The 26,606-nt window shown below is 41.9% G+C and carries 26 protein-coding genes; 24 read left to right on the top strand and 2 right to left on the bottom strand.

What is annotated here, in order from left to right:
- Positions 1-9 precede the first annotated feature (9 nt).
- From DWW43_RS00975 to DWW43_RS00915, 13 genes are all read left to right on the top strand, one after another.
- Positions 10-1,710, top strand: coding sequence for an extracellular solute-binding protein (locus tag DWW43_RS00975; protein WP_243104361.1), 1,701 nt, complete (start codon positions 10-12; stop codon positions 1,708-1,710).
- Positions 1,711-1,746: 36 nt separating this feature from the next.
- A complete protein-coding gene (locus DWW43_RS00970; RefSeq protein ID WP_119962474.1) occupies positions 1,747-2,343 on the top strand; it encodes a sugar O-acetyltransferase in 597 nt (198 codons plus the stop codon).
- A 109-nt stretch (positions 2,344-2,452) separates the two neighbouring features.
- Entirely contained in the window at positions 2,453-3,433 is a 981-nt protein-coding gene (locus tag DWW43_RS00965) for a diaminopimelate dehydrogenase (protein ID WP_008399795.1), read from the top strand.
- Positions 3,434-3,638: 205 nt separating this feature from the next.
- Positions 3,639-4,166, top strand: a complete 528-nt coding sequence (locus DWW43_RS00960; protein WP_119962473.1) for a nitroreductase — start codon at positions 3,639-3,641, stop codon at positions 4,164-4,166.
- Positions 4,167-4,322: 156 nt separating this feature from the next.
- A complete protein-coding gene (locus tag DWW43_RS00955; protein ID WP_119962472.1) occupies positions 4,323-5,657 on the top strand; it encodes an MATE family efflux transporter in 1,335 nt (444 codons plus the stop codon).
- 62 nt (positions 5,658-5,719) lie between these two features.
- A complete protein-coding gene (locus DWW43_RS00950) occupies positions 5,720-6,133 on the top strand; it encodes an EamA family transporter (RefSeq protein ID WP_117822326.1) in 414 nt (137 codons plus the stop codon).
- Between the two features lie 204 nt (positions 6,134-6,337).
- Positions 6,338-7,294, top strand: coding sequence for a hypothetical protein (locus tag DWW43_RS00945; protein ID WP_119962471.1), 957 nt, complete (start codon positions 6,338-6,340; stop codon positions 7,292-7,294).
- A gap of 258 nt (positions 7,295-7,552) precedes the next feature.
- Positions 7,553-8,776 carry a leucine-rich repeat domain-containing protein gene (locus DWW43_RS00940; protein ID WP_119962470.1) on the top strand — a complete coding sequence of 408 codons (1,224 nt, stop codon included), beginning with the start codon at positions 7,553-7,555 and terminating at the stop codon, positions 8,774-8,776.
- A 38-nt stretch (positions 8,777-8,814) separates the two neighbouring features.
- Positions 8,815-10,158 (top strand): leucine-rich repeat domain-containing protein, encoded by a 1,344-nt coding sequence (locus DWW43_RS00935; RefSeq protein ID WP_119962469.1) that lies wholly within the window; start codon positions 8,815-8,817, stop codon positions 10,156-10,158.
- A 126-nt stretch (positions 10,159-10,284) separates the two neighbouring features.
- Positions 10,285-11,139 (top strand): hypothetical protein, encoded by an 855-nt coding sequence (locus DWW43_RS00930; RefSeq protein ID WP_119962468.1) that lies wholly within the window; start codon positions 10,285-10,287, stop codon positions 11,137-11,139.
- 300 nt (positions 11,140-11,439) lie between these two features.
- The gene (locus tag DWW43_RS00925) at positions 11,440-12,246 is read left to right on the top strand and encodes a tRNA threonylcarbamoyladenosine dehydratase (protein ID WP_117785637.1); all 807 of its coding nucleotides are present in this window, start codon (positions 11,440-11,442) and stop codon (positions 12,244-12,246) included.
- Positions 12,209-13,366, top strand: coding sequence for an ATP-binding protein (locus DWW43_RS00920; RefSeq protein WP_117807435.1), 1,158 nt, complete (start codon positions 12,209-12,211; stop codon positions 13,364-13,366). The genes DWW43_RS00925 and DWW43_RS00920 overlap by 38 nt, the downstream gene beginning before the upstream one ends.
- 43 nt (positions 13,367-13,409) lie before the next feature.
- The gene (locus DWW43_RS00915; protein ID WP_119962467.1) at positions 13,410-14,342 is read left to right on the top strand and encodes a DMT family transporter; all 933 of its coding nucleotides are present in this window, start codon (positions 13,410-13,412) and stop codon (positions 14,340-14,342) included.
- A gap of 223 nt (positions 14,343-14,565) precedes the next feature.
- Here DWW43_RS00915 and DWW43_RS00910 read toward each other — a convergent pair whose 3' ends face one another.
- Complete coding sequence (locus DWW43_RS00910; RefSeq protein ID WP_008402776.1) at positions 14,566-15,318, bottom strand: putative ABC transporter permease; 753 nt, start codon at positions 15,316-15,318, stop codon at positions 14,566-14,568.
- Between the two features lie 217 nt (positions 15,319-15,535).
- On the opposite strand from DWW43_RS00910, the gene nadA reads away from it, so the two are divergent.
- From nadA to DWW43_RS00885, 5 genes are all read left to right on the top strand, one after another.
- Complete coding sequence (nadA, locus tag DWW43_RS00905) at positions 15,536-16,450, top strand: quinolinate synthase NadA (RefSeq protein ID WP_119962466.1); 915 nt, start codon at positions 15,536-15,538, stop codon at positions 16,448-16,450.
- Positions 16,451-16,905: 455 nt separating this feature from the next.
- Entirely contained in the window at positions 16,906-17,781 is an 876-nt protein-coding gene (gene pdxS / locus DWW43_RS00900) for a pyridoxal 5'-phosphate synthase lyase subunit PdxS (protein ID WP_021944999.1), read from the top strand.
- Between the two features lie 75 nt (positions 17,782-17,856).
- Positions 17,857-18,420 carry a pyridoxal 5'-phosphate synthase glutaminase subunit PdxT gene (pdxT, locus tag DWW43_RS00895; protein ID WP_119962465.1) on the top strand — a complete coding sequence of 188 codons (564 nt, stop codon included), beginning with the start codon at positions 17,857-17,859 and terminating at the stop codon, positions 18,418-18,420.
- Between the two features lie 532 nt (positions 18,421-18,952).
- Complete coding sequence (locus DWW43_RS00890) at positions 18,953-20,353, top strand: PLP-dependent aminotransferase family protein (RefSeq protein WP_119962464.1); 1,401 nt, start codon at positions 18,953-18,955, stop codon at positions 20,351-20,353.
- A gap of 46 nt (positions 20,354-20,399) precedes the next feature.
- Positions 20,400-20,735, top strand: a complete 336-nt coding sequence (locus tag DWW43_RS00885; RefSeq protein ID WP_119962463.1) for a cupin domain-containing protein — start codon at positions 20,400-20,402, stop codon at positions 20,733-20,735.
- Positions 20,736-21,137: 402 nt separating this feature from the next.
- Here the strand turns inward: DWW43_RS00885 and tsaA are convergent, their stop codons facing one another.
- Complete coding sequence (gene tsaA, locus DWW43_RS00880; protein WP_243104360.1) at positions 21,138-21,812, bottom strand: tRNA (N6-threonylcarbamoyladenosine(37)-N6)-methyltransferase TrmO; 675 nt, start codon at positions 21,810-21,812, stop codon at positions 21,138-21,140.
- A gap of 305 nt (positions 21,813-22,117) precedes the next feature.
- On the opposite strand from tsaA, the gene DWW43_RS00875 reads away from it, so the two are divergent.
- The 6 genes from DWW43_RS00875 to DWW43_RS00850 are packed head-to-tail and all read left to right on the top strand — an operon-like array spanning position 22,118 to position 26,525.
- Entirely contained in the window at positions 22,118-23,014 is an 897-nt protein-coding gene (locus tag DWW43_RS00875; protein WP_021944994.1) for a substrate-binding domain-containing protein, read from the top strand.
- A 15-nt stretch (positions 23,015-23,029) separates the two neighbouring features.
- On the top strand, positions 23,030-23,881 hold the full coding sequence (pstC, locus tag DWW43_RS00870) for a phosphate ABC transporter permease subunit PstC (RefSeq protein WP_117807155.1): 852 nt from the start codon (positions 23,030-23,032) through the stop codon (positions 23,879-23,881).
- On the top strand, positions 23,882-24,745 hold the full coding sequence (gene pstA, locus DWW43_RS00865) for a phosphate ABC transporter permease PstA (protein WP_008402765.1): 864 nt from the start codon (positions 23,882-23,884) through the stop codon (positions 24,743-24,745). It begins immediately after the preceding gene.
- 27 nt (positions 24,746-24,772) lie between these two features.
- Positions 24,773-25,528: a phosphate ABC transporter ATP-binding protein PstB gene (gene pstB, locus DWW43_RS00860; RefSeq protein ID WP_118616343.1), complete on the top strand. Its 756-nt coding sequence runs from the start codon at positions 24,773-24,775 to the stop codon at positions 25,526-25,528.
- Positions 25,529-25,542: 14 nt separating this feature from the next.
- Positions 25,543-26,193 (top strand): phosphate signaling complex protein PhoU, encoded by a 651-nt coding sequence (gene phoU / locus DWW43_RS00855; protein WP_119962461.1) that lies wholly within the window; start codon positions 25,543-25,545, stop codon positions 26,191-26,193.
- Positions 26,194-26,234: 41 nt separating this feature from the next.
- Positions 26,235-26,525 (top strand): hypothetical protein, encoded by a 291-nt coding sequence (locus tag DWW43_RS00850; protein ID WP_119962460.1) that lies wholly within the window; start codon positions 26,235-26,237, stop codon positions 26,523-26,525.
- Positions 26,526-26,606 lie beyond the last annotated feature (81 nt).

The raw sequence follows: 26,606 nt of genomic DNA, 5'->3' as shown, positions 1-26,606 counted from the left end.
GGAATGTATATGATAACAGGTTCGTATTTAAAAAAGATTATTTTATGTGTGCTGATTATAAATTTATTGATCTTATGTGGATGCGGTGATTCCGGGGCTACCCCCTCCACCCGGGAGAATGCAGAGACAAAAGAAGAATATGAAGCTGCGTTATATACAGCCCGCACGACACCTTACGGAAAATATCCGGAACAGCTTACCTACACACTGGGTAAGCTGTCCGGAGCAAATAATTCCAATCTTCCGGATGGCGAAACGTATGAAAATAATGCTTATACAAGGCTGTTGAATGAAAGGCTAAATGTTCAAAATCAGGATGTGTTTGAGGCTATGGATGAGCAATATACGGATAATGTGACCATGGTGATCGCACAGAATGATCTGCCGGATGTGATGATCGTGGAGGATCTGGATGAGCTTCAGTATCTGGTGGATAATGATATGATCGCAGATCTGACAGACAGCTACAATAACTGTATGAGCGATACGATCAAGAACATATATGGAAGCTATGGTCGGGATATCCTTGATGTTGTAACCTTTGACGGGAAGATCATGGCGATACCGGAAACGAATATCTCAGACGGACCGAATCTGATCTGGCTTCGTAAGGATTGGATGGATGCACTTGGGCTGTCCGCACCGAGAACACTCTCGGATGTAGAAGAGATTATAAGACAATTTAAAGAAAAAGATCCCGGACATAATGGGGCAGGAAATACCGTAGGGCTTGTATGTGATACCAGTCTCTGCGGCGGTTGTGGTTATAGCAGCGAATACACATTAGATATTATATTTGCTGCATATGGTGCATTTCCGAAACAGTGGATTTATGATGAGGACGGCAATGTTGTCTATGGTTCGGTTCAGCCAGAGGCGAAAGAGGCACTTGCCCATATCCATGAGTTGTATAAAGAGGGAATTCTGGATCAGGATTTTCTGATGCGGACGAGCAGTAACCTGATCGAGCTGATCGTGGATGGTCAATGCGGTTCTTTCTTTGGTCCCTGGTGGGCACCGAATAACCCGCTGATGCAGGCAGTGGAACAGAATAAAGATGCTGAGTGGCAGCCTTATCTGATCGCAACAGAGAAATCCGGACTTACCAGTTATCATACACAGAATCCTTCCGGTAAGTATATTGTAGTGCGTAAGGGTTATGAATATCCGGAGATTGCATGTAAGATTGTTAGTGTATTATTTGACTATTTGCGGTATAATGACAGAGACAATCAGGAGATTGTCGATTATTATAAAGAAAATGTAGACCCTACCGCCAGACCGTTTGCGATCAATGTAGATTACAACAATGCTTTGCAGATCTGCTATGGAGAACTGAATCATGTATTTGCGGGGGACAAATCCGCAGATGATCTGAACGTACTGGAATATTCCTATTATGAGGCATGCGAATCATATCTGAAGGATGCGGAGAATGCCAGTGCGGAAGATTGGGCGGCGTATACTTCCCGTATCACAGCCTGTAAGATCTTAAACGATGGAAGAACGAACAAAGTAGAGTCGTTATATTTTGGAGAAACGGAAACGATGGTTACAGACTGGTGGAGCCTTGAGAATCTGGAAAGTGACACCTATCTGAAGATTGTAACCGGTGAGAGTTCACTCGATGAATTTGACCGTTTTGTCGAGAACTGGTATCAGAATGGCGGTGAAACGATCACAAAAGAGGTACGGGCTGAGATAGAATAAGAAGTTTCCGATGTTTTTATACGGAGGCATATTAAGATGACAGAAAGAGAAAAAATGATAGCAGGATCCGTTTATGATCCATCTGATGATGAATTAATACGATTAAGACAGAATGCGCATCGGTTGAGTAAAGAGTATAATGACTGCTTTGAGACAGATGAGAAACGCGAGAAGATCCTGGCAGAGCTGATTCCGAATAAGGGTAAGAATGTATATCTTCAGGGACCGGTTCAGTTCGATTATGGCTGCTTTACCGAGATAGGCGAGAACAGTTATGTGAACTTTAATTTTACCTGTCTGGACTGTGCACCTGTTAAGATCGGCTGCAATGTATTTATGGGACCGAATGTTTCTCTGCTGACACCGATGCATCCGTTTCGTTTTCAGGAGCGTAACATTTATAAGAGGGAAGACGGCGTGTATACAGACCGGGAATATGCGAAGCCAATCACGATCGGAGATAACTGTTGGCTGGCAGGAAATGTAACAGTATGTGGCGGTGTAACGATCGGCAGCGGTTCTGTGATCGGAGCCGGCAGCGTGGTTACGAGAGATATCCCATCGGGAGTATTGGCTGCCGGAAATCCATGCAGAGTCATTCGCGAGATCACGGAGGAAGACCGTTTAAAGTAGAATTATATTGTTGAGAAAATGAAATGGGAGTCTGTCAATGAAAAAGTTGACAGGCTCTTTTTGAATCATTAAACTGAAAGAAGAGTAATTTTGCAAAGGAGTATGAAACATGAAAATAGGTATTTTAGGATATGGTAATCTTGGACGGGGTGTTGAGTGTGCGATCAAGCAGAATCCGGATATGGAGCTAGCAGCGGTATTTACCAGACGTGCACCGGAGACAGTATCGATATTAACAGAGGGAGCAGCTGTTTGTTCTGTAAATGATGTGGAGCAGTGGAAGGATAAGATCGATGTCATGATCCTCTGCGGCGGAAGTGCTACCGATCTGCCGGAGCAGACACCAAAGTATGCAGAGATGTTCAATGTTATAGACAGCTTCGATACACATGCAAGAATTCCGGAGCATTTTGCAAATGTAGATGCTGCCGCAAAGAAGAATGGTCATGTCGGCATCATCTCAGTAGGCTGGGATCCGGGTATGTTCTCTTTAAATCGTATGTATGCAAATGCGATCTTACCGGAAGGTCGTGATTATACATTCTGGGGAAAAGGTGTCAGCCAGGGACATTCCGATGCAATCCGTCGTGTAGAGGGTGTTAAGGATGGCAAGCAGTACACGATCCCTGTAGAAGCAGCACTGGAAGCAGTCAGAAATGGTGAGAATCCAGAACTTACAACCAGACAAAAGCACACAAGAGAGTGCTTTGTTGTATTAGAGGACGGTGCCGATCCTGTAAAGGTTGAAGAAACGATCAAGAACATGCCAAATTATTTTGCCGATTATGATACGACGGTTCACTTTATCAGTGAAGAAGAATTAAAGGCAAACCACAGTGGAATTCCTCATGGTGGATTTGTGATCCGTTCCGGTAAGACCGGCTGGAATCTGGAAAATAATCATGTGATCGAATACAGCCTGAAGCTGGATTCCAATCCAGAATTCACATCCTGTGTCATCGTGGCTTATGCAAGAGCAGCATACCGTCTGTACAAAGAAGGACAGAGCGGATGTAAGACTGTATTCGATATAGCACCGGCGTACTTAAGCGCAAAAGACGGAGCAGAACTCCGCAAGAGCTTGTTGTAATTGCATAATTCATTAGATGGTGTCAAACATGTTGACTTTACCAATCAGGGAACGCTTCCGCTCGTTTCGTCCTGCAGCGGTACTAAGATGCCGCCTTTGCGCCATCAAGTACCGGCGGACTCAAATGTCCCTGTATTGGTAAATCAACATGCTTATACACCATCTAATGAATTGTGCCAGTACTTGTAATAAGGAGGATTTTAAGATGAGCGTTGTTTTGGATGAGATGAAGACGAGAAGAAGTATCCGGAAGTTCAAACCGGATATGGTTCCGGCGGATGTTCTGGATCAGATCATTGAAGCAGGAACATTTGCTGCAAATGGCAGAGGCTTGCAGTCTCCGATCATTATTGCGGTAACAAATAAAAAGATGCGGGATAAGATCATGGAGATGAACCGTATGATCGGCGGCTGGGAGGAAGGCTTTGATCCATTTTACGGAGCACCTGTTATATTGATCGTACTGGCAGATGCATCCTGTCCGACTGCTGTCTATGACGGAAGCCTGACGATGGGAAATCTGATGCTTGCCGCACATGATCTTGGAATCGGAAGCTGTTGGATCCATCGTGCAAAAGAAGAATTCGAAAGCGAAGAAGGAAAGCAGATCCTTGAAGGCCTTGGAATCACCGGCGACTATATCGGTGTCGGACATTGCGCACTTGGATTTACGGATGGAGCGTATCCTGATGTTATTCCAAGAAAGGATAACAGAGTATACTATATTCGCTAAGCAGTTATTGACATTCTGAAAAAATATGGTAGAATAGCCACGAAAACGAATGAAGTGGATTTTTCCGGATAATAAATAAGTCATCTTTTCGCCACACAGCTATAAGTGAAACCATTTATAACTGTGTGGCGTTTTTATGTAGAGAGGGAGAAATGTATGAACGAAGAATTTATGAAAGAACGACCGGTGCTGCCGCTGCTTTTGTCAATGGCACTTCCGATGATATTATCGATGTTGGTCAATTCTCTGTATAACATTGTGGACAGCTTTTTTGTAGCGAAGATCAGCGAGGATGCGATGACAGCTCTGTCGCTTGTCTTTCCAATCCAGAATTTTGTAAATGCGGTAGCCATCGGTTTTGGCGTGGGAATCAATGCGGTGATCGCGTTCTATCTCGGCGCAAAAGAACCGGACAAGGCAAATGCAGCAGCGTCAAAGGGTACGCTTCTTTCTGTTGTTCATGGTGTGATCATGATGGTAGTCTGTATTCGGATCATGCCGGGATTTCTGCGGATGTTCACATCGAATGAGATGGTTGTTCAGATGGGAATTCAGTACTCTGTGATCGTATTTGCATTTTCTGTTATTATTTCCATTGATCTGTCATTTGAGAAGATCTATCAGGCAGTTGGAAGAATGGTTGTTACGATGGTCGGACTTGGCGGTGGATGCCTGATGAACATTGTATTAGATCCCCTATTGATCTTCGGTATCGGACCATTCCCGAAAATGGGAATCCGGGGCGCGGCACTTGCAACCGGACTTGGACAGGTGTTTACCCTGTTGATCTATCTGTTTGTCTATGTGTTCCGTCCGATATCCGTAAAGATCGGCAGACGGTATCTGCATACGGAGGATTGTCTGACAGGGAAGCTGTATGCGATCGGTATTCCGGCTATTCTTAATATGGCACTTCCGTCCCTGCTTACAACTGCACTGAATGCGATATTAAGCACCTATTCACAGATCTATGTCGTGATCCTTGGAATCTATTATAAATTGCAGACATTTTTATACCTTCCTGCAAATGGCATGATCCAGGGTATGCGTCCGGTAATTAGCTATAATTACGGAGCGGGAGAGCATAAGCGTGTCCGCAGCATTTATAATATTACACTTACGATCATTGGTATGATCATGGTATTTGGAACAGTGATCTGTCTGATCTTTCCGGATAAATTGATCGGAATGTTCTCGGATAATCAGGCAACGATCACGGAGGGTGCGACGGCACTTCGGATCATCTGTGCCGGATTCATCGTTTCTTCGGTATCCGTGACTTCATCCGGTGCATTAGAGGGACTTGGTAAGGGTACGCCATCATTGATGATCTCCCTGCTTCGCTATGTGGTTGTCATCATTCCGGCAGCATTTGTACTCAGTCGTATCTTTGGTGTTGTCGGTGTCTGGAATGCGTTCTGGGTAGCAGAACTGATAACAGCAGTTGCCGCACTTTTCATTTACCGACAGGCAGTTAAGAGAAAAAGTTAAGATTTCATAGATTGCACAGTTGCATGAAAAAGAAGATAATAAAAGAAGAAAGAAGGATTTATATGTGGTTTGTATTTGCATTGTTGTCGTCTGTATTTGCGGCATTGACATCAATTCTTGCAAAGGTAGGTATTGACGGAGTAAATTCGAATCTTGCAACAGCGATCCGAACAGCAGTTGTGCTTGTGATGTCATGGGGCATGGTGTTCCTGACACATACACAGTCCGGAATCAGCGCGATCGGGAAGAAAAGCTGGTTGTTCCTGATTTTATCAGGACTTGCAACCGGAGCATCGTGGTTGTGTTATTATAAAGCACTTCAGATGGGAAATGCATCCAAGGTAGTACCAATCGATAAATTAAGTGTCGTTATTACATTGATTCTTGCATTTGTATTCCTGCACGAAGAATTCACGATGAAGTCGATCATTGGCTGTGTACTGATCGGACTGGGAACTTTGATGATGGTGTTATAAATAGATTAAGATAAGAGCGCAGACGGCACAGATAAGGTGTATATTTTAGTAGAAGTCCGGATATGGCAGAAATGCTGTATCCGGATTTTTTTATGGTTAAACTTGTTTTCCCCGCTGATATCCGTTACAATCAAACATGGAGAGACGGCGGCAATATATTAAGATATACATGTTATTCTGTTCTGTCAGGAAAGGAGATGGGACATGGATAACGAATTAATATATTCCGCTGATGCGACATATCAGAAAGCACAGTATGATGCCAGTGCCAAGCGCCTGCTAGGACAGAAGATCATATTGGCGCATATAATGATACGGGTAGTAGATGAATTTAAAGGCATGGATGCAGAGACGGTCGCTTCGCTGATCGAAGGCGAACCGTATATCAGCCAGGTTCCGGTAGAACCGGGACTAACAAACAAAGAAATGACAGATGCCGGAACCGGTGAACGGATTGTCGGGTTGAATACTGAGAATTCTGAGATTGATGAAGGAAAGGTATATTTTGACATCATTTTCTACGTACGGATGCGGGACGGACTGGCAAAAATGATCATCAATCTGGAAGCACAGAAGAATGAACCGACAAAGTATCACATTCTGAATCGGGCAATCTTTTATACCGCGAGGCTGGTGTCTTCCCAGAAAGAGCGGGAATTTACAGGTTCCGACTATAACGAGATCAAACAGGTGTATTCCATCTGGATCTGTATGAATATGAAAGAGAACAGCCTAAGCCATATCCATATGGTAAAAGATGATCTGCTTGGAGATCAGGACTGGAAAGGAAATCTGGATATTCCTAATATCGTGATGATCGGACTGGCGAAGGAGATTCCACCAAAGGAAGAAAGATATGAACTGCATCGATTACTTGGAACACTATTGTCGCAGACAATGACGGCAGAACAGAAATTGAAGCTTATGAAACAGGAGTATGACATACCGGTAGACAGACACAGTATAAGGGAAGAGGTGAAGATCATGTGCAATCTGAGTGAAGGCGTAGAAGAAATGGGATATGTAAAGGGCGAAGCCGCTGGTATAGCGAAAGGAAAAATTGATATTATCCTGAAAATGCATAAAAAAGGCTACAATTTAGAGCAGATCATGGATGTAACCGAAATGAGCGAAGCTGAAATTAAGGCAATCATAGGATAAAGACATAAGCAGAACAGGTAACATGTATATTTTAGTAGAAGTCCGGATATGGCAGAGATGCTGTATCCGGACTTTTTTATAGGTAAAATTCAACTATATAAACAAAAAATGAGAAAAATTCTGTGGACTATTGACAGCCGTTTTTTTTTTTTATAATGTTTATGCTTTTTTACAGGCATCGGGGAATTATGCATACAAATGAAGAAAAAGCAACGTAACTTATGGAAATTATAGTATAAGAGAAAAGGAGAGAGATGAATGAAAATGATGCAAAAGAAGTTAAGAAGCCTGATCTATGCAGGCGTGGGATTGATTTTATGTGTATTGCTGTGTGGCGGGATCGGTATGACTGCACAGGCGGCAAAGGAAAAAACATACAATGGCTTTACCTATGAAGATCATGGATATGGAATTGTAATTACCGGTTATAAAGGGAGTAAGACGGAGCTTGTGATTCCGGAAAAGATTGCCGGAAAAAAAGTAGTACAGATAGGATACAGAGCATTTGAAAATTGTGTTGATTTAGTCAGTATAACAATACCGGAGGGTGTAACAACGATAGATATGTATGCGTTTAGTTATTGTAAAAAACTGAGCAGAGTATCATTGCCGGAGAACTTGACAAATATAGAAACATGTGCATTTGAGGGATGCAAAAGCTTAACCGGTATAATATTACCGGAGAGCCTGACACATATAGGTATCTGGGCTTTTGCTTCTTGTTATAGCTTAACAAATATTACCATACCAAAGAATATACAGAGAATAGGTAATAATGCATTTTCGTATAGTGGTTTAAAGAGTGTTATTTTAGAAGAAGGTATAACAAAAATAGATGATCAGGCATTTGAGGGATGCAAAAATTTAGTCAGTATAACAATACCGGATAGTGTAACAAGTATAGGCTACAATAATTTCACTGATTCTGTTGGGAACATAAGTCTTGGAAGTATAATTTGCAACAAAGGTTCTTTTGCATACAAATATGCAAAAGAGCGTAATATAGCAATCAAATTAATGCCTGGACCTGCGAAGAAAGGCACAACATTAACTGTTTCATCTAAGAAGCTCAAAGTAAAGGTAACCTCATCTTCCAGGAAGAATCCGACCGTTACAGTTACGAAGTTTACCGATAATAAAGCCAAGAATCTTACAATTCCATCTACTGTAAAGGTGAATGGTGTAACCTATAAAGTAACTGCAATTTCGGATAAAGCATTCAAGGGTAATAAGAAGCTGACAACAGTTACAATCGGAAGCAATGTAACAAAGATCGGTAAAGAAGCATTCTCCGGCTGCAAGAACCTGAAGAAGATCACAGTTACAGCAGGAAAGCTTAAGACTATCGGTAAGAATGCATTTAAGGGAATTAATAAGAAAGCAACCATTACGGTGAAAGGCACAAAGAAAGCAAAGACAGCTTTAAAGAAACAGTTGAAAAAGAAATCCATCGGCTATGTAAAGACATGGAAAATTAAATAAAAAATCCTAAAAAGGACAAGCAGGAGGATGAAGGAGAAATGATACAAAAGAAGATAAGAAGCCTGATTTATACAGGCTTGGGCTTAGTTCTGTGCGTATTGCTGTGCAGTGGAATCGGTAAGACTGCACAGGCTGCAGAGTCGAAAACATATAATGGTTTCATGTATGAAGAAAAAGAAAGTGAAATTACTATTACCGGCTATGTGGGGGATAAGACGGAAGTTGTAATTCCGGGGGAGATTAATGGTAAGAAGGTAACAACTATAGGAGACAGGGCATTTGGGGAATGTACCAGTTTAACCGGTGTAACGATACCGGAGGGAGTAACGGGCATAGGAAATAGGGCATTTAATGATTGTACCAGTTTAACCAGTGTAACGATACCGGAGGGAGTAACAAGTATAGGAGATGATGCATTTTCGTTATGCGTAAATCTGACCAGTATATCGTTACCAAAGAGTTTAACAAGTATAGGTAGTTGGGGATTTTCTGCTACCGGGCTGACCAGTATTACGATACCCGAAAATGTAAGAAGTATAGGATGTGAGGCTTTTTATGCATGTAAATTAAAAAAAGTAGTATTGCCGGAGGGAATAACAAGAATTTCCAGTAGAACATTTGCTATGTGCAGCAATTTAACCGATATAACGATACCTGATAGCGTAACAAGTATCGATGAGGGAGCATTTTGTGGCTGCGATAAGTTAGATTCTATTGTTATACCGGACAGTGTAATTGAAATTGATGTAAGAAAAAAAGGCGAGCCTTTGAACGTAAATCGGTGGCCTGCTTTTAGCAGAGGTGTTACGATTATCTGTAGTAAAAATTCCGCAGCATATAAATACGCAAAGGACAATAATTTACCAATCAAATTATTGTCCGGGAAAGAGAATCCATCAGATGATTCAAAACAGAATAATATAACTCCGGCGAAGAAAGGTACAACCCTTACTATTTCATCGAAGAAGATCAAAATAAAGGTAACTTCATCTTCTAAGAAGAATCCGACTGTTACAATTACGAAGTTCACCGACAAGAAAGCTAAGAAGCTTACAATCCCTGCTACTGTAAAAGTAAAAGGCGTTACTTATAAGGTAACAGCCATTTCCGATAAAGCATTCAAGGGTAATAAGAAGCTGACAACAGTTACGATCGGAAGCAATGTAACAAAGATCGGTAAAGAAGCATTCTCCGGCTGCAAGAACCTGAAGAAGATCACTGTTACAGCAGGAAAGCTTAAGACCATCAGTAAGAATGCATTCAAAGGTATTAATAAGAAAGCAACCATTACTGTGAAAGGCACAAAGAAAGCAAAGACAGCTTTAAAGAAACAGTTGAAAAAGAAATCCATCGGATATGTAAAGACATGGAAGATTAAATAATAGTATATCAGTACAGGATTCGTAGAAGTCGCAGAGCGATTGTGATTTATTATATGAAGAAAGAGAGAAAGTGAAATATGAGATGATTTCACTTTCTCCTGACAAACGATAAGGAGATGAATTAATATGAAACAATTTTTTAAGGCACACGCCATTTGGATCGGGCTGCTTGCAGTTCTGTTAGGATGCATGCTTTGTCCGAGTCAGGCAGATGCAAAGACGAAGACTTATCAGACACAGGACAACTATTATGGAGGCGGAAGTTGTTCTGTAGTGATCAGTAAAAATAAGGTTTACTATTCCATAACGGAGACAGGTAAAATCTTTTGCTATGATATCAAAACAAAAAAGACAAAAACAATAGCGAAAACAAATGGAAAAGGATTCTACAGATTAAAGAAAAAAGGTAATTATCTGTATGCAATTTATGACAATCACAGTGGGTCTGACGGATCGGACAGATATATTGTACGCGTTTCCATTAAGAGTGGCAAAAAAACAACGCTTGCAAAAGGCGACAATTATGTATTAGCCGGAAAGAAAATTTACTATAATAAAACTAAGTTTATTAAGTCTGGATCTTACGGATACGAACAGTCGGCTGGTATATATTCAATGACACTCTCAGGAAAAAAGAAAAAGAGAGAAAAATCGGTTACTTTTAATAACTATCGTTATTCAAAAACGCCTATTAAGAATTCAAAAGGTTCTGTTGCAACCAGAGGATACAGTAAAAATGGTTATTATTTTTCAAAATCATTATGGTTTACTACATCCAAGGGAAAAGCAACAGAAATCTACAACATGTATAAGGATAAAAATGCATCCAATTATGGAAACATTGAGTATTTTACGTTGCAAGGTGATTACATTGTGTATAAAAAACATGACATATATAGCAATGCCAAGCTGGTTCTTGTAAAAACGAACGGAAAGGGTGAGAAAGTTATATATTCAGCACCTTCAGTAAGCGGCTGGTAAATCGGAGATTATCCTGAAAATGCATAAGAAAGGCTATTCCTTAGAGCAGATCATGGATGTAACCGATATGAGTGAAGATGAAATTAAGGCAATCATAGGATAAGAACATAAGCAGAACAGATAACATGTATATTTTAGTATTAAAGAATAGTTTTATAGTTAAGGCATAAGTAAGCAGGACCGGTATTATATGACGTGGTATAATACCGGTCCTTTTTGCCAGAAAATCATTGACAAAGAACCTTTTCAGGTCCTATAATTTTGCCTAGCATTTTAGTAGGTTATTTAGGAGAGATAGACATGTTAACACAGTTTTCCCGGACAGAATTATTGCTTGGTAAAGAAGCAATGGACAAATTGGCAAATTCAAAAGTAGCGGTATTCGGCGTTGGAGGCGTTGGCGGTTATGTGTGTGAAGCTCTGGCACGAAGCGGTGTCGGTTCCTTTGATCTGATCGACGATGATAAGGTATGCCTGACAAACCTGAACCGCCAGATTATTGCCACCAGAAAGTCTGTGGGGAAATATAAAACAGATGTTATGAAAGAACGGATTCTGGACATAAATCCGGATGCTAAGGTCGAGATGCACAAATGCTTTTTCCTGCCGGAAAATGCAGATGAATTTCCATTTGACTCCTATGATTATGTTGTAGATGCAGTAGATACGGTTACGGCTAAGATTGAGCTGGTGCTCCAGTCACAGAAAAAAGGAGTGCCGATCATCAGCAGTATGGGCGCAGGAAACAAGCTGGATGGCAGTATGTTTCAGGTAGCAGATATTTATAAGACAAAGGTATGTCCGCTTGCAAAGGTTATGCGCCGGGAACTTAAGAAGCGTGGCGTGAAAAAGTTAAAGGTTGTATATTCGGAAGAACAGCCGGTAAGACCACTTGAGGATATGTCGATCAGCTGCAGAACACAGTGTATCTGCCCTCCGGGAGCACAGCACAAATGTACAGAGCGGAGAGATATTCCGGGCAGTGTGGCGTTTGTACCATCTGTAGCAGGACTGATCATTGCAGGTGAAGTGGTAAAAGATTTGTGCAAAGAAGAAAGGCAGCGTGCATATGAGCATTACAATAGCGGAATTAAAGAATCGAGATAAAGACAGTTACCGGTTGATCGATATCCGGGATGCCATTGAGATCTCTCATGGGGCAGTGCCGGATGCGATTGCGGTTCCTGCGGAAGAAATAGAGACAAGCAGCGAGGTGGATAAGGACAAGCTGCTTGTTATTTTCTGTGCGAGAGGCGTAGTCAGCATCGACGTAGCGGAGCATTTGAAAGAAAAAGGATATCAGGCGGAGAGTCTGGAAGGCGGTTATGCTGCATGGCTGTTAGATGTTATGAGCAAGCCGGAGGAGCAGAACAAGGCGAAGGATGTTGAGCTGAGTCTGCGTAAGAAATTCAAGAAAAGCATTTGGTCGAAGTTCACCAAGGCGATCAACACATATGAGCTGGTGAAGCCGGGAGATAAGATTGCGGTCTGTATTTCCGGTGGTAAGGATTCTATGCTGATGGCTAAATGTTTTCAGGAATTGAAGCTGCATAACAAATTTGAATTTGAAGTTAAGTTTCTGGTTATGGATCCCGGTTACAGTGAGGCGAACCGGAAGGTTATAGAAGAAAATGCAAAAAGTCTGAATATCCCGATTACGATATTTGAATCGGATATATTTGAATCTGTGTTTACGGTTGAGAAGTCGCCATGTTATCTGTGTGCACGAATGAGACGAGGACATCTGTATCATTTTGCACAGGAGCTTGGCTGTAATAAGATTGCACTTGGTCATCACTATGATGATGTAATTGAAACCATATTGATGGGTATGCTGTATGGTGCACAGGTACAGACGATGATGCCGAAGCTTCACAGCACGAATTTTGAAGGAATGGAACTGATCCGACCGTTATATCTGGTGCGTGAGGATGATATCAAGGCATGGAGGGACTATAATGGTCTGCATTTTATCCAGTGTGCATGCAAATTCACGGACACCTGTACGACTTGTAATAACGAGAATCGTTCAAAACGTGTTGAGATCAAGGAACTGATTCAGACTTTGAAGCAGGTAAATCCTTATGTGGAAGGGAATATTTTCAAGAGTGTGGAAAATGTAAATCTGGACACGGTTGTTGCATGGAAGCAGCATGGAGAGAAGCATCATTTTCTGGATGCATATGACAGGAAAAATATCTGTACAGAAAATGATTCAAAGGAATAATGTAACTATTTGACAATAAACAAGATAGGAAGAGGGAATACAAATGAAAAGCAGACAAATCAGAAATTCACTCCTGTTAGTTCTTACGGCATTTATCTGGGGAACCGCCTTTGTGGCACAGAGTAAAGGCGGACAGGCACTGGGACCATTTTCTTTTAATTGTATACGAAGTCTGGTTGGAAGTGTAGTATTGCTTCCGGTGATCAGGTTACTTGATAAAATTAATCCAAGTAATAAGAAGCCGAAGACAGTCGCAGAACGGAGACTGTTATGGATCGGTGGTTTGTGCTGCGGAATGGCATTGTTCTTTGCAAGCTCGGCACAGCAGCTTGGTCTGTATTATGGCACTCCGGCAGGAAAGGCCGGTTTTCTGACGGCTTGCTATATTCTGCTGGTTCCGATCCTTGGTTTGTTTTTAAAGAAAAAATGTGGTTGGAATATCTGGCTTGGAATGGTGATCACGATTGTAGGACTTTATCTTTTATGTATGACAGCGGGGGCGCTATCATTTCAGAACAGTGATCTCTTTGTATTGCTCTGTGCATTTTTGTTTGCTATACATATTCTGGTGATCGATCATTTTTCACCATTGGTTGATGGTGTACGGATGTCCTGTATCCAGTTCCTGGTTGCCGGGGTACTCAGTGCATTCCCGATGTTCTTTTCAGAGATGGGACATTCGGCAACAGGAATAGTAGCATGGCTTTCACAGTTACAGTCATGGGATGCATGGGTTGCAATTCTGTATGCCGGTGTGATGTCGAGCGGTGTTGCTTATACCCTGCAGATTATTGCACAGAATGGACTGAATCCGACGCTGGCATCTATGATCATGAGTCTGGAATCTGTATTTTCAGTACTTGCCGGCTGGGTGATCCTCGGTGAGGTGTTGACCGCCCGCCAGCTCCTTGGCTGCCTGTTGATCTTTATTGCGATTATCTTCGCACAGATTCCTGTGGGGGAGAAGAAATCCTGACAATAAAAAAGAAACAGCCTGTACAGCATCTGGCTATGAGAAACACGCATGACTTCCTTCTTTTCGACTTATCTCCGATCTGCATGGAACGCCGGACACGATAAAATCGTTGTGCCCTCTGTTCCAGCATCGGAGCGTTGAAAATCAGTCGTCTATGCTATGGTTTCTTCATAGTCAGATGCTATACAGGCTGTTTCATTTTAATATGAAACTCGTTTGTACATTATTTCTTCTTCTTTTCTTTCAGAATCTTCTTAATGGAATATTTCTCTAACGAATCCTCAAATATCTCACGGAGTGGTCGAGCATTTTTCATAGCAAGGAAGAAATGTGATTTTTCCTTACGGAGCTCAGCTTCCTCTAACAGATGCTGTTTGAGTTCGTCAATCTTAACGACGATTTCATATTCGGCAGCCAGCTTACGTATCTTAACGATAAGGTTGAAGGAGTAAACGATATCAATCAGGAACACGCCGTAGAAGAATCCGATAAAGAATGAAAATGCGAGGTTTCTGGATAACCAGTCAAGTGCTGATAAAACATGTGGATGGATCAGCAGGTAGTAGGTCGCGCCGAGAACTGCCCAGAAGAATGAAAACAGTGGACAGATGATTCCCTGAATATTGCCCCATCGGTCTGTGTAGTCCCAGAGTTTTACATTCATTCCCTTAATGAAGATCAATCCGGTGATGTATTCGATCACGGTCATAGCGATCGCCATAAATACAAATAAAACAATCTTCTCAATGATTGGATGTTCATCCAGAAATGACAGGTTAATAGATGCTAGCATATACAAGACGCATAGTCCTGATCCATATAGCGGAAGGTAAGGACCGACCAGAAAGCCGGGATTTACCCATTTCTTTGTTGTTCGACCATTTGGAGAACAGAATCTGCGGAAGAACAATTCAATCACCCATCCGATCAGACTTCCGATAAAAAATAAAAACAATAATACAAGAGCTTTATTCATAATATTTCAACCTTTCTGATTTATATTTTTCCATAGAATTATGGCTCTTTTTTTCATTGATACAAATTGTGACATATCGCGGCCATAAAGTCAATAAATTAAATGTGCTCAGGCTTTTTGTACTGAAATAGATGGTAATCTTTCTCAATATGCGGTATACTTACTGTGCATTCTTTAACAAAAAATGAAAACATAACAGACAAAGGAGAAAATTGTCATGAATATAAAAGAGATGCAGGATGAAATAATGAGAATAAAGAAGGAAAAGGATATTTGTATTCTTGCACATGCCTACCAGAGCCATGATATCTGGGAAGTAGCTGACTATGTAGGAGATTCCTTTGGCCTTGCACAGAGAGCAGCGGAAGCACCTCAAAAGATTATGATCATGTGTGGTGTGCGTTTTATGGCAGAGACTGTAAAACTGTTATCACCGGAAAAGACAGTATACCTGCCGGAGCCGGATGCCGGATGCCCGATGGCAGACCAGATCGACTATGATCTGTTAGCTGCCCTTCGTGAGAAGAATCCGGATTATACAGTTGTAGCATATGTGAATACTACAACAGAAGTAAAGACGTTGAGTGATGTCTGTGTTACATCTTCTTCGGCAGTAAAGATCGTGAAGAATATGCCGGAAAAGGATATCTTATTTATTCCTGACTGTAATCTCGGTTCATGGGTAAAAAAGCAGGTACCGGAAAAGAATATTAAGCTGGTGTCGGGCGGCTGTCCGACACATGTCAGAGTAACCGTAAAAGATGTAGAGAAAGCAAAAGCAGCTCATCCAAATGCATTACTTCTGGTACATCCGGAATGTTTAAAGGAAGTAACGGAGCTTGCAGACTATGCCGGAAGTACAACCGGAATTATGGATTATGCAGCAAAGAGTGATGCAAAAGAATTCATTATCGGTACGGAGAACAGTATCGTGTCACACCTTCAGCTTGCACACCCGGAGAAGCGTTTCTATGCATTGTCTAAGGATTGTGTATGCCACAACATGAAGATGACGACACTTGGTGATGTCTATAACTGCGTGGTAAATGGTGAGGGCGAGAGCATTACCCTTACAGAGGAGACAATGCAGAAAGCCAGAAAGAGTATCGATGCGATGTTGCGCCTTGGCTAGGACTGACGAATAATATATAACTGAAAGCACGACCGTATCGTATGTAAAACACACGGAGCTACCCTTGTTTCGATTGATTTTTATATGCACGGGATTTCGGACACGATAAAATCGTTGTGTCCTCCATCCCGGCATAAAAACATCGAAACTCGGTCGCTTCCGTTATGGTTTTATCATACGATACGGTCGTGCTTTATTATATATTATTCTGGTGATCTGCCCGAGAGGTCAGTTTACATAATCTGATATCTGGTATTTGCATATGTGACATATTGATATGGTCAGTTTGGATATAAGAAAAAGTTTAAAATTGAATATTTTAATATGGTCAGATAATTTTATAATAAATCCTAGCAGGTTTGTAGTGAATCTGTTCGTGATTTTGAGTAGTGATATTCAAGGATGAATATGTTACAGATAAATACACACATCAAATGAAAAAAGGAGTTACGATTATGGCAAACAGACAGTATGAATTAAACAAAGAATTGGCACAGATGTTAAAGGGTGGCGTTATCATGGATGTAACAACACCGGAGCAGGCAAAGATCGCAGAGGCAGCAGGTGCTTGTGCAGTTATGGCACTGGAGCGTATTCCTGCTGACATCAGAGCAGCAGGTGGTGTATCAAGAATGAGTGATCCTAAGATGATCAAGGGCATTCAGGATGCAGTATCTATCCCTGTTATGGCAAAGTGTCGTATCGGACATTTTGTAGAAGCTCAGCTTCTTGAAGCAATCGAGATCGATTACATCGATGAGAGTGAAGTTCTTTCACCTGCTGATGATGTATATCATATTGACAAGACAAAGTTCAAAGTACCATTTGTATGTGGTGCTAAGGATCTCGGCGAGGCACTTCGTAGAATCAATGAAGGTGCATCCATGATCCGTACAAAGGGTGAACCCGGTACAGGTGATGTTGTTCAGGCTGTAAGACATATGAGAATGATGAACAGCGAGATCGCACGTATTTCTTCTATGCGTGAAGATGAATTATATGATGCAGCAAAGGTTCTTCAGGTTCCATATGACCTTGTATTATATGTACATGAGCACAAGCGCCTTCCGGTTGTAAACTTCGCAGCAGGCGGTGTTGCTACACCGGCAGACGCAGCTCTTATGATGCAGCTTGGTGCTGAAGGCGTATTCGTTGGATCCGGTATCTTCAAGTCAGGAAATCCGGAGAAGCGTGCAAATGCCATCGTTAAGGCTGTTACAAACTTCACAGATGCAAAACTGATCGCTGAATTATCAGAGGATCTTGGTGAAGCTATGGTTGGTATCAATGAGAGCGAGATCGAACTCCTTATGGCTGAGCGTGGTAAGTAAAATATCAGACAGACAAATAGATGCGGATATCGTAATGATGGATGATTGACATAAGCGAAAGGATGAACAGACACGATGAAGATAGCAGTATTAGCGGTTCAGGGCGCATTTATCGAACACGAGAAAATGTTAGAGAGCCTTGGAGCAGAAACAATAGAACTCAGACAGAAAAGTGATCTGGAACAGGACTTTGACGGTATCGTTTTGCCGGGTGGCGAAAGCACTGTTCAGGGTAAGCTGTTAAAAGAGCTTGATATGTATGATGCATTAAAGGAAAAGATCGAACAGGGCATGCCGGTTCTTGCAACCTGTGCAGGACTGATCCTTCTTGCAGAAGAACTGTCCAATGATGACAAACGTCATTTTGCGACACTTCCGGTCTGCGTAAAGAGAAATGCATATGGCAGACAGCTTGGAAGCTTTCATTATGATGGCGAGATCAAAGGTCTTGGAGTATATCCGATGGAATTTATCCGTGCACCATATATCGAGAGCGTAAAGCCGGGCGTTGAGATATTAGCCGAGGTAGATGGTCACATCGTAGCGGTAAAATATCAGAACCAGATCGCACTGGCATTCCATCCGGAGCTTTCCGATGATACCCGTATCCATCAGATGTTCTTAGACATGATCAAATAAAGACAATAAAAGTAAACAATAAGATAAACGGTATTTATTATTGAGCAGGTTGACTGTACGATAATAAATACCGTTTTTTATTGTTCATATATAAGAACTATGTGATATCCCGCCCTGGGCCTGTTCTTATAGAAATGCCATTGTGAGGATTTCGTTATGAACTGCACATTGTTGAATTCGAGTAAGCTACACTAACCTCAAACTACGCTCACGCTTGTTTTCGCTAAGTGTACTTACATGGCACGCACTAACCTCAGACTTCGCTTTAACGCTCGTCTTCACTAAGTGCTCCGCTCAGCCGAAGGCGAGTTAGCACAGGAGTATTTACGAATTCAACATGTGCAGTGAGTAGAAAACGCAGCACGGCATTTCTATAAGGACAGGCACAGGGCGGGATGCCATAGAGTTTTTGTCTGTCTACAGAGTGTAAAAAACTTGCATAATGTTTTCGTCCCACATATAATATTTTATAACTATGGTATCGCAAGGTGGCTTGGGATGCCGGCAGGAATAATGTGAAGGGCGGTTTGCTATGCTGACATATGCACTGGAAAATCGAGGAACAGATACGTTATATGAATATCTGTACAAGCAGATCAAAGCAGATATTTTGTCTAAGAAGCTTGTAGCGGGGGAACGTCTGCCATCGAAGCGTCTGCTTGCAAAAAACCTGAATGTCAGCACGATCACCGTGGAAAATGCATACAGTCAGTTGGTTGCCGAAGGATATATATATTCGATTCCGAAAAGCGGTTATTATGTTACGGACATTTCGGCAGATCTGATGGAGCCGTTGCCGGAGCGACCGACGAAGCAATTTGAGAAGCCGGAAGAAAAGAAAACATATTTTGCGGATTTTGCCAGTAACTCAACGGTAGAGGATGCGTTTCCATTCAGCATCTGGTCAAAGCTTTTAAAAGAAGTCATGGCAGAAAACAGCAAAGAGCTGATGTCCAGATCACCGTCCAAGGGCGTCTATGAGCTGCGAAGCGCGGTAGCAGGCTATCTGTATCAGTTTCGTGGTATGGATGTGAAGCCGGAGCAGGTCATCATAGGAGCCGGAACAGAATATCTCTATGGTCTTATCATTCAGCTGCTTGGCTATGACAAATGTTATGCGGTCGAAGATCCGGGGTATCAGAAGATATCAAGGATCTATCAGGCGCAGAATGTATGCTGCAAATTCGTAGCAATGGATGAAAATGGGATCAATATGGAGGCTCTGGAAGAATCCGGCGCAGATGTACTTCATATTTCGCCGGCGCATCATTTTCCGACCGGACTGGTAACACCTGTCAGCAGGAGATATGAATTGTTATCATGGGCATCCAGAAAGGACAACCGTTATATCATTGAAGATGAATATGACAGTGAATTTCGACTGGTTGGCAAGCCGGTACCTACACTTGAAAGTATCGATGTGGGCGAAAAGGTCATCTATATCAACACATTTTCCAAGAGCCTTTCCTCTACGATCCGTATCAGTTATATGGTTCTTCCGGAGAGCTTGATACGGCGATATGATGAGATGCTCAGCTTTTATGCATGTACGGTGTCAAATATCGAGCAGTATACACTTGCAAGATTTATCACCGACGGTTGTCTGGAAAAACACATCAACCGCATGCGTAATTATTACAGAGAACAGCGGGATCTGGTGCTTGCCTGCATTAAAAAATATATGAATCCGGATAAGATCCGTATACGCGAAGAGAATTCAGGGCTGCATTTCCTGTTGGAGATTGATACAAATTACAGTGATGAGCGGCTGCGGAATAATGCAGAAGCAAGAGATATCCATATTTCATTTCTCAGCCAGTATTACAGAAATACCGAAAATGCCAGATATCATACACTGGTCATTAATTATTCCGGTATTATGCCGGAGCACATAGAAGAAGCAGTCAGAAGATTGATCGAAAGTATTGAATAAAGAGTGTGTGGATGTTGATATAAGGAACCATATAAGGAGGAATCATATGAAGATATCATTTGATACAATCGCAGAATCAGCGATCGAGAATTTTAAAGGGGGAGAAGGAACATTCCATGTGCATATGTTTCAGGATATGAATAACAAGATCATGAAGGGCAGACTTGTGCCTGGTTCATCAATCGGAACACATACACATGAGACAAACAGTGAAATCATTTATGTACTTTCCGGTGTCGGAACGATGGAGTATGAGGACACCAAAGAGAAGCTGTATCCGGGCGACTGCCATTATTGTCCGCAGGGAGCGACCCACAGCCTGTCAAATGAAGGCAGCGAAGACCTCATATTCTTCGCCGTAGTACCTGAACACGAGCACTAGAGTCGTACGCTTCGCATAATCACTAATGCCTGTATATATATCTTTATTCCGCAGAACACTTTCGTTCTATCCTACTCTGTATAACTTCGAACTAACCTCGGCAAAGCCTCGCTAAGGTCTCAGTTATCACGTAGCGGTACTAAACTCCTCACCTTACGGTGATTCGTTAAGTACCGACGTTCCGGATAGGTCTGCTGCATAAAATATATATACAGGCATTTATGATTATACGAAGCTGTGTGTGGCTATCCAGTATCAATTTTCAGATGGGGCATACTATTATGAAGCAAGCCTGTCCGAATGTCAGTACTTAGGTAGCGTATTTTGCTACCTTATGTACTGCTACATGAGGATAGAACGAGAGTGTCTTGCGGAATAATAGGTATGCCCCATCTGAAAATGTCACTGTACAGCCACCACCTCACACACTGTGAGGACGTTGCCGTTGATGTGGAAGCGCACGTCGAAGCCTGCGAAGGCGACGCCATATCTGCGGTCAGGATCGTGCTGATAGCCGGGACGCGGATCTTCTGCAAGAATGCCGATCAAGGCAGGACGCTTGGCTTCCGGGATCATTGCAAGAAGCTCCGGCGGAAAGATGACATCCAGCTTTTCCGTATGAATGTGTTCGGTAAAACCACCGGTGGCATCCGGGTGGCAGTCTGTATATGGAATATAAGGTTTGATATCATATACAGGTGTACCGTTTAACAGATCGACACCGGAGATATGCAGGATTGTACCATGTTCATCGGTGTATTCAATTCCTGTCAGTTTAACAGAAGACAGACCTATATTATTTGGGCGGAACGGCGACCTGGTCGCGAATACGCCCATTCTTTTATTGCCGCCAAGTTTTGGCGGCTTTACTGTTGCACTCCAGTTCTCCCGTTTGGCTTTGTGAAATTCCCACAGGATCCAGATGTGAGAGAAATCCTCCAGCCCCCGGAAGGCTTCCGGCTGGCTGTATTCCGGCAGAAAAACGACCGTTCCGGTCAGTTCATCCACCAGACCGCTCTGTCTGGGAATCCCAAATTTTTCCTGAAAATCTGTATATACATGCCCAATGATATTCATATCGTTATTTTCTTTATCCTTTCGTAAAACGAAATTGTATCTGCAGTTCATAGTAACATGAAAATTTTTTATTTTCCACAGAAATCCATAAGATGACTTTTTTATGATTTTACATTTCTTCCGTTTACACAAAGTTTTTACTTTCACTTTACTTTGGGATGGTGATGTATTTTACATAGATGCCGTATGATAATCCTGCGATCCGGAAAAGGGCGCGCGATCCGGTTTCGCAATTTACATATTTTTGAATGGATCAGAAAGATGAACGATTCTGAGTCCAGAGAGTCAATTGGAGGAAAATTAAAATGAAAAAAGGAAATAAGATTTTAGCGTTAACATTAAGTGCAGCACTTGCGGCAGGATGCCTTGCAGGATGTGGAAGTAAAGGTGGTTCAGATTCCAAGAGCGGAAGTTTTGATACATCACAGGAGATCTCAGTTGTATCCAGAGAGGAAGGCTCAGGTACAAGAGGAGCATTTGTGGAACTGACCGGTGTAGAAGAAAAGGATGCAGATGGAAATAAAGTTGATAAGACAACTACGAGCGCGATTACAGCAAACAGTACAGAAGTAGTTCTCACAACCGTTGCAGGAGACGATTATTCGATCGGTTATATCTCACTCGGAGCATTAAATGATACAGTAAAGGCAGTTAAGATCGGCGGCGTTGAAGCAACGGCAGATAATATCAACAACGGTACATACACCTTATCAAGACCATTTAACATTGTGACAAAGGGTCAGGTAAGTGATGTAGCACAGGATTTTATCAACTATATTATGAGTGAAGACGGACAGAAGATCGTATCAAGTAATGGTTATATCGAGATTGCAAATTCAGGAGCATTTAAGTCTTCAGGAGCAACCGGTAAGATCGTAATTGCCGGATCATCATCTGTAACTCCTGTTATGGAGAAATTAACAGAGGCATATAAGGCAGTGAACAGTGGTGCGGATATCGAGCTTCAGGAATCTGATTCAACAACAGGTATTACAGCAGCGGCAGATGGTACATGTGATATCGGTATGGCATCCAGAGAACTGAAGGATAGCGAGACAGGTGAAGGACTTACAGCTACTGTAATCGCAATGGATGGTATCGCAGTTATTGTAAATAAGAATAACCCTGCAACTGATTTAACTACCGATCAGGTAAAATCAATCTTTACAGGAGAAGCAGCAACCTGGGCAGATGTCAAATAGTAAGGAGTGTCCTCTATGCAAAAGTTTAAAGAAATATTCATGCATATCGTATTCCTGTTAGCGGCATTTGTATCGATAGCAGCGGTTTTATTGATCTGTGTGTTCTTATTTGCAAGTGGTATTCCTGCCATGAAGGAAATCGGTCTGACTGATTTCCTCTTTGGCAAAGTCTGGAGGCCGACCAATGATTATTTTGGTATCCTTCCATTTATTCTTGGCAGTATCTACGTTACAGCCGGGGCAATTGTGATCGGCGTTCCGATCGGACTTCTGACAGCGATATTTTTATCAAAGTTCTGTCCGCCAAAAGCATATAAGATCATTAAACCATTTATCAATCTGATGGCAGGAATCCCATCGGTTGTATACGGATTTTTTGGAATGTGTGTTCTTGTTCCGGCAGTCAGACAGATTTTCGGAGTGAACGGAAATACAATGCTTACCGCATCTGTACTGCTTGGCATCATGATACTTCCGACGATCATCAGTGTATCTGAAACTTCGATCAGTGCTGTCCCGGATAAATATTATCAGGGTGCATTAGCACTTGGAGCGACACATGAAAGAAGTGTATTCCTTACTGTAGTGCCGGCTGCAAGATCCGGTATCATGGCAGCAATCATCTTGGGCGTTGGTCGTGCGATCGGTGAGACAATGGCTGTTATCATGGTGGCGGGAAATCAGGTTCATATGCCGAAAGGGTTGATGAAGGGCGTAAGAACCATGACTGCAAATATTGTAATGGAAATGGGCTATGCCCAGGATCTTCACAGAGAAGCCTTAATCGCAACAGGTGTTGTATTGTTTGTATTCATTCTGATCATTAACCTGCTGTTTTCGATTTTAAAAAGAAAGACGGTGAACTAAATGGGAAAAAGAAATTTACTTGCGGAATATAAAAGACGTCCCGGCTCACTGATCCTTCGGATACTTGTTTATCTGGCAGCAGCTTTGACGTTGGTTTGTATTGCTTTTATTTTGATCTATATTCTTGCAAAAGGAATTCCGAATCTGACACCGGATCTGTTCAAGCTGGAATATACATCGGATAATTGCTCGATGCTTCCGGCATTGGTTAATACGTTGTTTATGACATTACTGTCACTGCTGATTGCGGGACCGATCGGTATCTTCGCAGCTATTTATCTGGTGGAGTATGCAAAATCAGGAAATAAGCTGGTTGGAATTGTACGTATCACTGCAGAGACACTGACAGGTATTCCATCTATTGTATATGGTTTGTTCGGAATGATCTTATTTATGACAAAGCTTGGATGGGGATTGTCCCTGCTGTCCGGTGCGTTTACACTGGCGATCATGGTGCTTCCGGTTATCATGAGAACAACAGAAGAAGCCTTGCTGGCTGTTCCAAAGTCGTACAGAGAAGGAAGCTTTGGACTTGGTGCAGGAAAACTTCGTACAGTATTTAAGGTTGTTTTACCGAGTGCTGTTCCGGGTATTTTATCCGGTGTTATCCTTGCAACCGGGCGAATTGTCGGAGAGACAGCAGCGTTGATCTATACGGCAGGCAGTGTGCCGAGAATAGCGAAAAATTTATTTTCTTCCACACGAACCTTGTCCGTACATATGTATCTTCTTTCCAAAGAGGGACTTCATACGGATCAGGCATATGCAACAGCCGTTGTTCTTCTTGTATTCGTAGTATTGATTAATTTCGCATCCGATGCAATTGCAAAGAAAATGTCGGCGAAAACAGAAAAAGACAGATAACAGATAGATATAAACGGAGATAAATCGATGAGCAATATAAAATTTGATGTAAAAAATCTGAATCTTCACTATGGTAAATTCCATGCGTTGAAAGATGTAAATATGGAAATACCGGAAAAACAGATTACAGCATTTATCGGACCTTCCGGATGCGGTAAATCAACATTCTTAAAATGTTTAAACCGTATGAATGATCTGGTGGAAGGTTGTAGCATCACGGGTGATGTGAAGTTGGATGGTGAAGATATATTTGACGGAATGGATGTAAATCTGTTAAGAAAACGGGTTGGAATGGTGTTCCAGAATCCGAATCCTTTCCCAATGAGTGTATATGACAATATAGCATATGGTCCAAGAACCCATGGTATCCATAGTAAAGAAAAGCTGGACGAGATCGTAGAGCGGTCTCTCAAGCAGGCAGCAATATGGGATGAATTAAAAGACAGACTGAAGAAATCGGCACTGGGCCTTTCCGGTGGACAGCAGCAGAGACTTTGCATTGCCAGAGCACTTGCGGTTGAACCGGAGGTCTTACTGATGGATGAACCAACATCAGCGCTTGACCCGATTTCTACGTCAAAGATCGAAGATCTTGCTATGGAGCTGAAGCATGATTATACGATTATCATGGTTACACATAATATGCAGCAGGCAACTCGTATTGCAGACAAGACAGCATTCTTCTTACTGGGTCAGGTGATCGAATTTGATGATACCGAGAAGATGTTCTCGAAACCACAGGATAAGAGAACTGAGGATTATATCACAGGAAGATTTGGTTAAAAGGAGTAAAGATAATGAGGACAAATTATGACAGACAGTTGAAAAAACTCAATGATGAAATGGTTGAGATGGGATCCATGATCGAGGGTGTGATCGAAAAGGCGATCAAAGCACTTGTGAATCAGGATGTTGATCTGGCACAGGAGGTTATCCGCAGGGATGATCAGATCGATCAGCAGGAAAAGGATATTGAGAGTCTGTGCTTTAAACTTCTTTTAATGGAGCAGCCGGTTGCAACAGATCTTCGTCAGGTTTCATCTGCGTTGAAAATGGTAACGGATATGGAACGTATCGGTGATCATGCAGCAGATATTTCCGAACTGACGATCCAGATGGCAGGCAAACCTTATGTAAAAGAATTGGAACATATTAAGGCAATGGCAAAAGAAAGCATGGTCATGTTGGTTGACAGTATAGATGCATATGTGAATCTTGATCTTACAAAAGCAAGAAAAGTTATTGCCCAGGATGATGTAGTGGATGACCTGTTTATAAAAGTGAAGAGTGAATTGATCAATCTGATCCACAGGAATGCAGATGCAGGAGAACAGGAAACCGATCTTTTAATGGTTGCAAAATATCTGGAGCGGATTGGCGATCATGCAACGAATATTTCAGAATGGGTCATATATTATATAACAGGAGAACACATATCCGGAAATTAAGAGTCTTATGGGATACAATACAGGATCAGGAGGTGATTGTCATGAGATGTATATGGAATATGACAGCAGATGCCAGTAAAGGAAAAGGTAAACAGCACCTGATAAAAATGTTTTTGTTATTGAACAGTATCGTCTGGGGCGTGATTGCTGTGGTTGCGGCTGTCATGTTGAAAGGAATCGGGCTTATGTCATCATGGAGTATGGCAGAGAGCATTTTGGTATCGGCAGGATATGGTATTTGTCTGGTAGGACTGATTGGCGGTACCGTATGTATTTTACAAAACGACGGTCCTGACAGAACGTATCTTGAACAGAGACAGGAAGAACATTAAACGCATTCAGCGTGAAATGTAAAATAAATCTCAAAATTTTACACAGACTTTACGTAGGAATCCTTTCCTTTTTACATACCT

Origin of the sequence: Clostridium sp. AF15-41, from assembly GCF_003604095.1 — a bacterium.
Classification (GTDB): domain Bacteria; phylum Bacillota; class Clostridia; order Lachnospirales; family Lachnospiraceae; genus Coprococcus.
Note: the sequence above shows the minus strand (reverse complement) of the source record. Positions and strands in the feature narration are given on the sequence as shown.

Bases quoted from the DNA above. Each gene is read 5' to 3' on its own strand.
- DWW43_RS00970 (WP_119962474.1), top strand. From the start codon at position 1,747: ATGACAGAAAGAGAAAAAATGATAGCAGGATCCGTTTATGATCCATCT.
- pdxT (WP_119962465.1), top strand. From the start codon at position 17,857: ATGAAGATAGCAGTATTAGCGGTTCAGGGCGCATTTATCGAACACGAG.
- DWW43_RS00925 (WP_117785637.1), top strand. From the start codon at position 11,440: ATGTTAACACAGTTTTCCCGGACAGAATTATTGCTTGGTAAAGAAGCA.
- DWW43_RS00975 (WP_243104361.1), top strand. From the start codon at position 10: ATGATAACAGGTTCGTATTTAAAAAAGATTATTTTATGTGTGCTGATT.
- phoU (WP_119962461.1), top strand. From the start codon at position 25,543: ATGAGGACAAATTATGACAGACAGTTGAAAAAACTCAATGATGAAATG.
- pstA (WP_008402765.1), top strand. From the start codon at position 23,882: ATGGGAAAAAGAAATTTACTTGCGGAATATAAAAGACGTCCCGGCTCA.
- DWW43_RS00955 (WP_119962472.1), top strand. From the start codon at position 4,323: ATGAACGAAGAATTTATGAAAGAACGACCGGTGCTGCCGCTGCTTTTG.
- DWW43_RS00965 (WP_008399795.1), top strand. From the start codon at position 2,453: ATGAAAATAGGTATTTTAGGATATGGTAATCTTGGACGGGGTGTTGAG.
- tsaA (WP_243104360.1), bottom strand. From the start codon at position 21,812: ATGAATATCATTGGGCATGTATATACAGATTTTCAGGAAAAATTTGGG.
- pstC (WP_117807155.1), top strand. From the start codon at position 23,030: ATGCAAAAGTTTAAAGAAATATTCATGCATATCGTATTCCTGTTAGCG.
- DWW43_RS00935 (WP_119962469.1), top strand. From the start codon at position 8,815: ATGATACAAAAGAAGATAAGAAGCCTGATTTATACAGGCTTGGGCTTA.
- DWW43_RS00890 (WP_119962464.1), top strand. From the start codon at position 18,953: ATGCTGACATATGCACTGGAAAATCGAGGAACAGATACGTTATATGAA.
- nadA (WP_119962466.1), top strand. From the start codon at position 15,536: ATGAATATAAAAGAGATGCAGGATGAAATAATGAGAATAAAGAAGGAA.
- pstB (WP_118616343.1), top strand. From the start codon at position 24,773: ATGAGCAATATAAAATTTGATGTAAAAAATCTGAATCTTCACTATGGT.
- DWW43_RS00910 (WP_008402776.1), bottom strand. From the start codon at position 15,318: ATGAATAAAGCTCTTGTATTATTGTTTTTATTTTTTATCGGAAGTCTG.
- DWW43_RS00950 (WP_117822326.1), top strand. From the start codon at position 5,720: ATGTGGTTTGTATTTGCATTGTTGTCGTCTGTATTTGCGGCATTGACA.
- DWW43_RS00850 (WP_119962460.1), top strand. From the start codon at position 26,235: ATGAGATGTATATGGAATATGACAGCAGATGCCAGTAAAGGAAAAGGT.
- DWW43_RS00930 (WP_119962468.1), top strand. From the start codon at position 10,285: ATGAAACAATTTTTTAAGGCACACGCCATTTGGATCGGGCTGCTTGCA.
- pdxS (WP_021944999.1), top strand. From the start codon at position 16,906: ATGGCAAACAGACAGTATGAATTAAACAAAGAATTGGCACAGATGTTA.
- DWW43_RS00945 (WP_119962471.1), top strand. From the start codon at position 6,338: ATGGATAACGAATTAATATATTCCGCTGATGCGACATATCAGAAAGCA.
- DWW43_RS00960 (WP_119962473.1), top strand. From the start codon at position 3,639: ATGAGCGTTGTTTTGGATGAGATGAAGACGAGAAGAAGTATCCGGAAG.
- DWW43_RS00920 (WP_117807435.1), top strand. From the start codon at position 12,209: ATGAGCATTACAATAGCGGAATTAAAGAATCGAGATAAAGACAGTTAC.
- DWW43_RS00885 (WP_119962463.1), top strand. From the start codon at position 20,400: ATGAAGATATCATTTGATACAATCGCAGAATCAGCGATCGAGAATTTT.
- DWW43_RS00875 (WP_021944994.1), top strand. From the start codon at position 22,118: ATGAAAAAAGGAAATAAGATTTTAGCGTTAACATTAAGTGCAGCACTT.
- DWW43_RS00915 (WP_119962467.1), top strand. From the start codon at position 13,410: ATGAAAAGCAGACAAATCAGAAATTCACTCCTGTTAGTTCTTACGGCA.
- DWW43_RS00940 (WP_119962470.1), top strand. From the start codon at position 7,553: ATGAAAATGATGCAAAAGAAGTTAAGAAGCCTGATCTATGCAGGCGTG.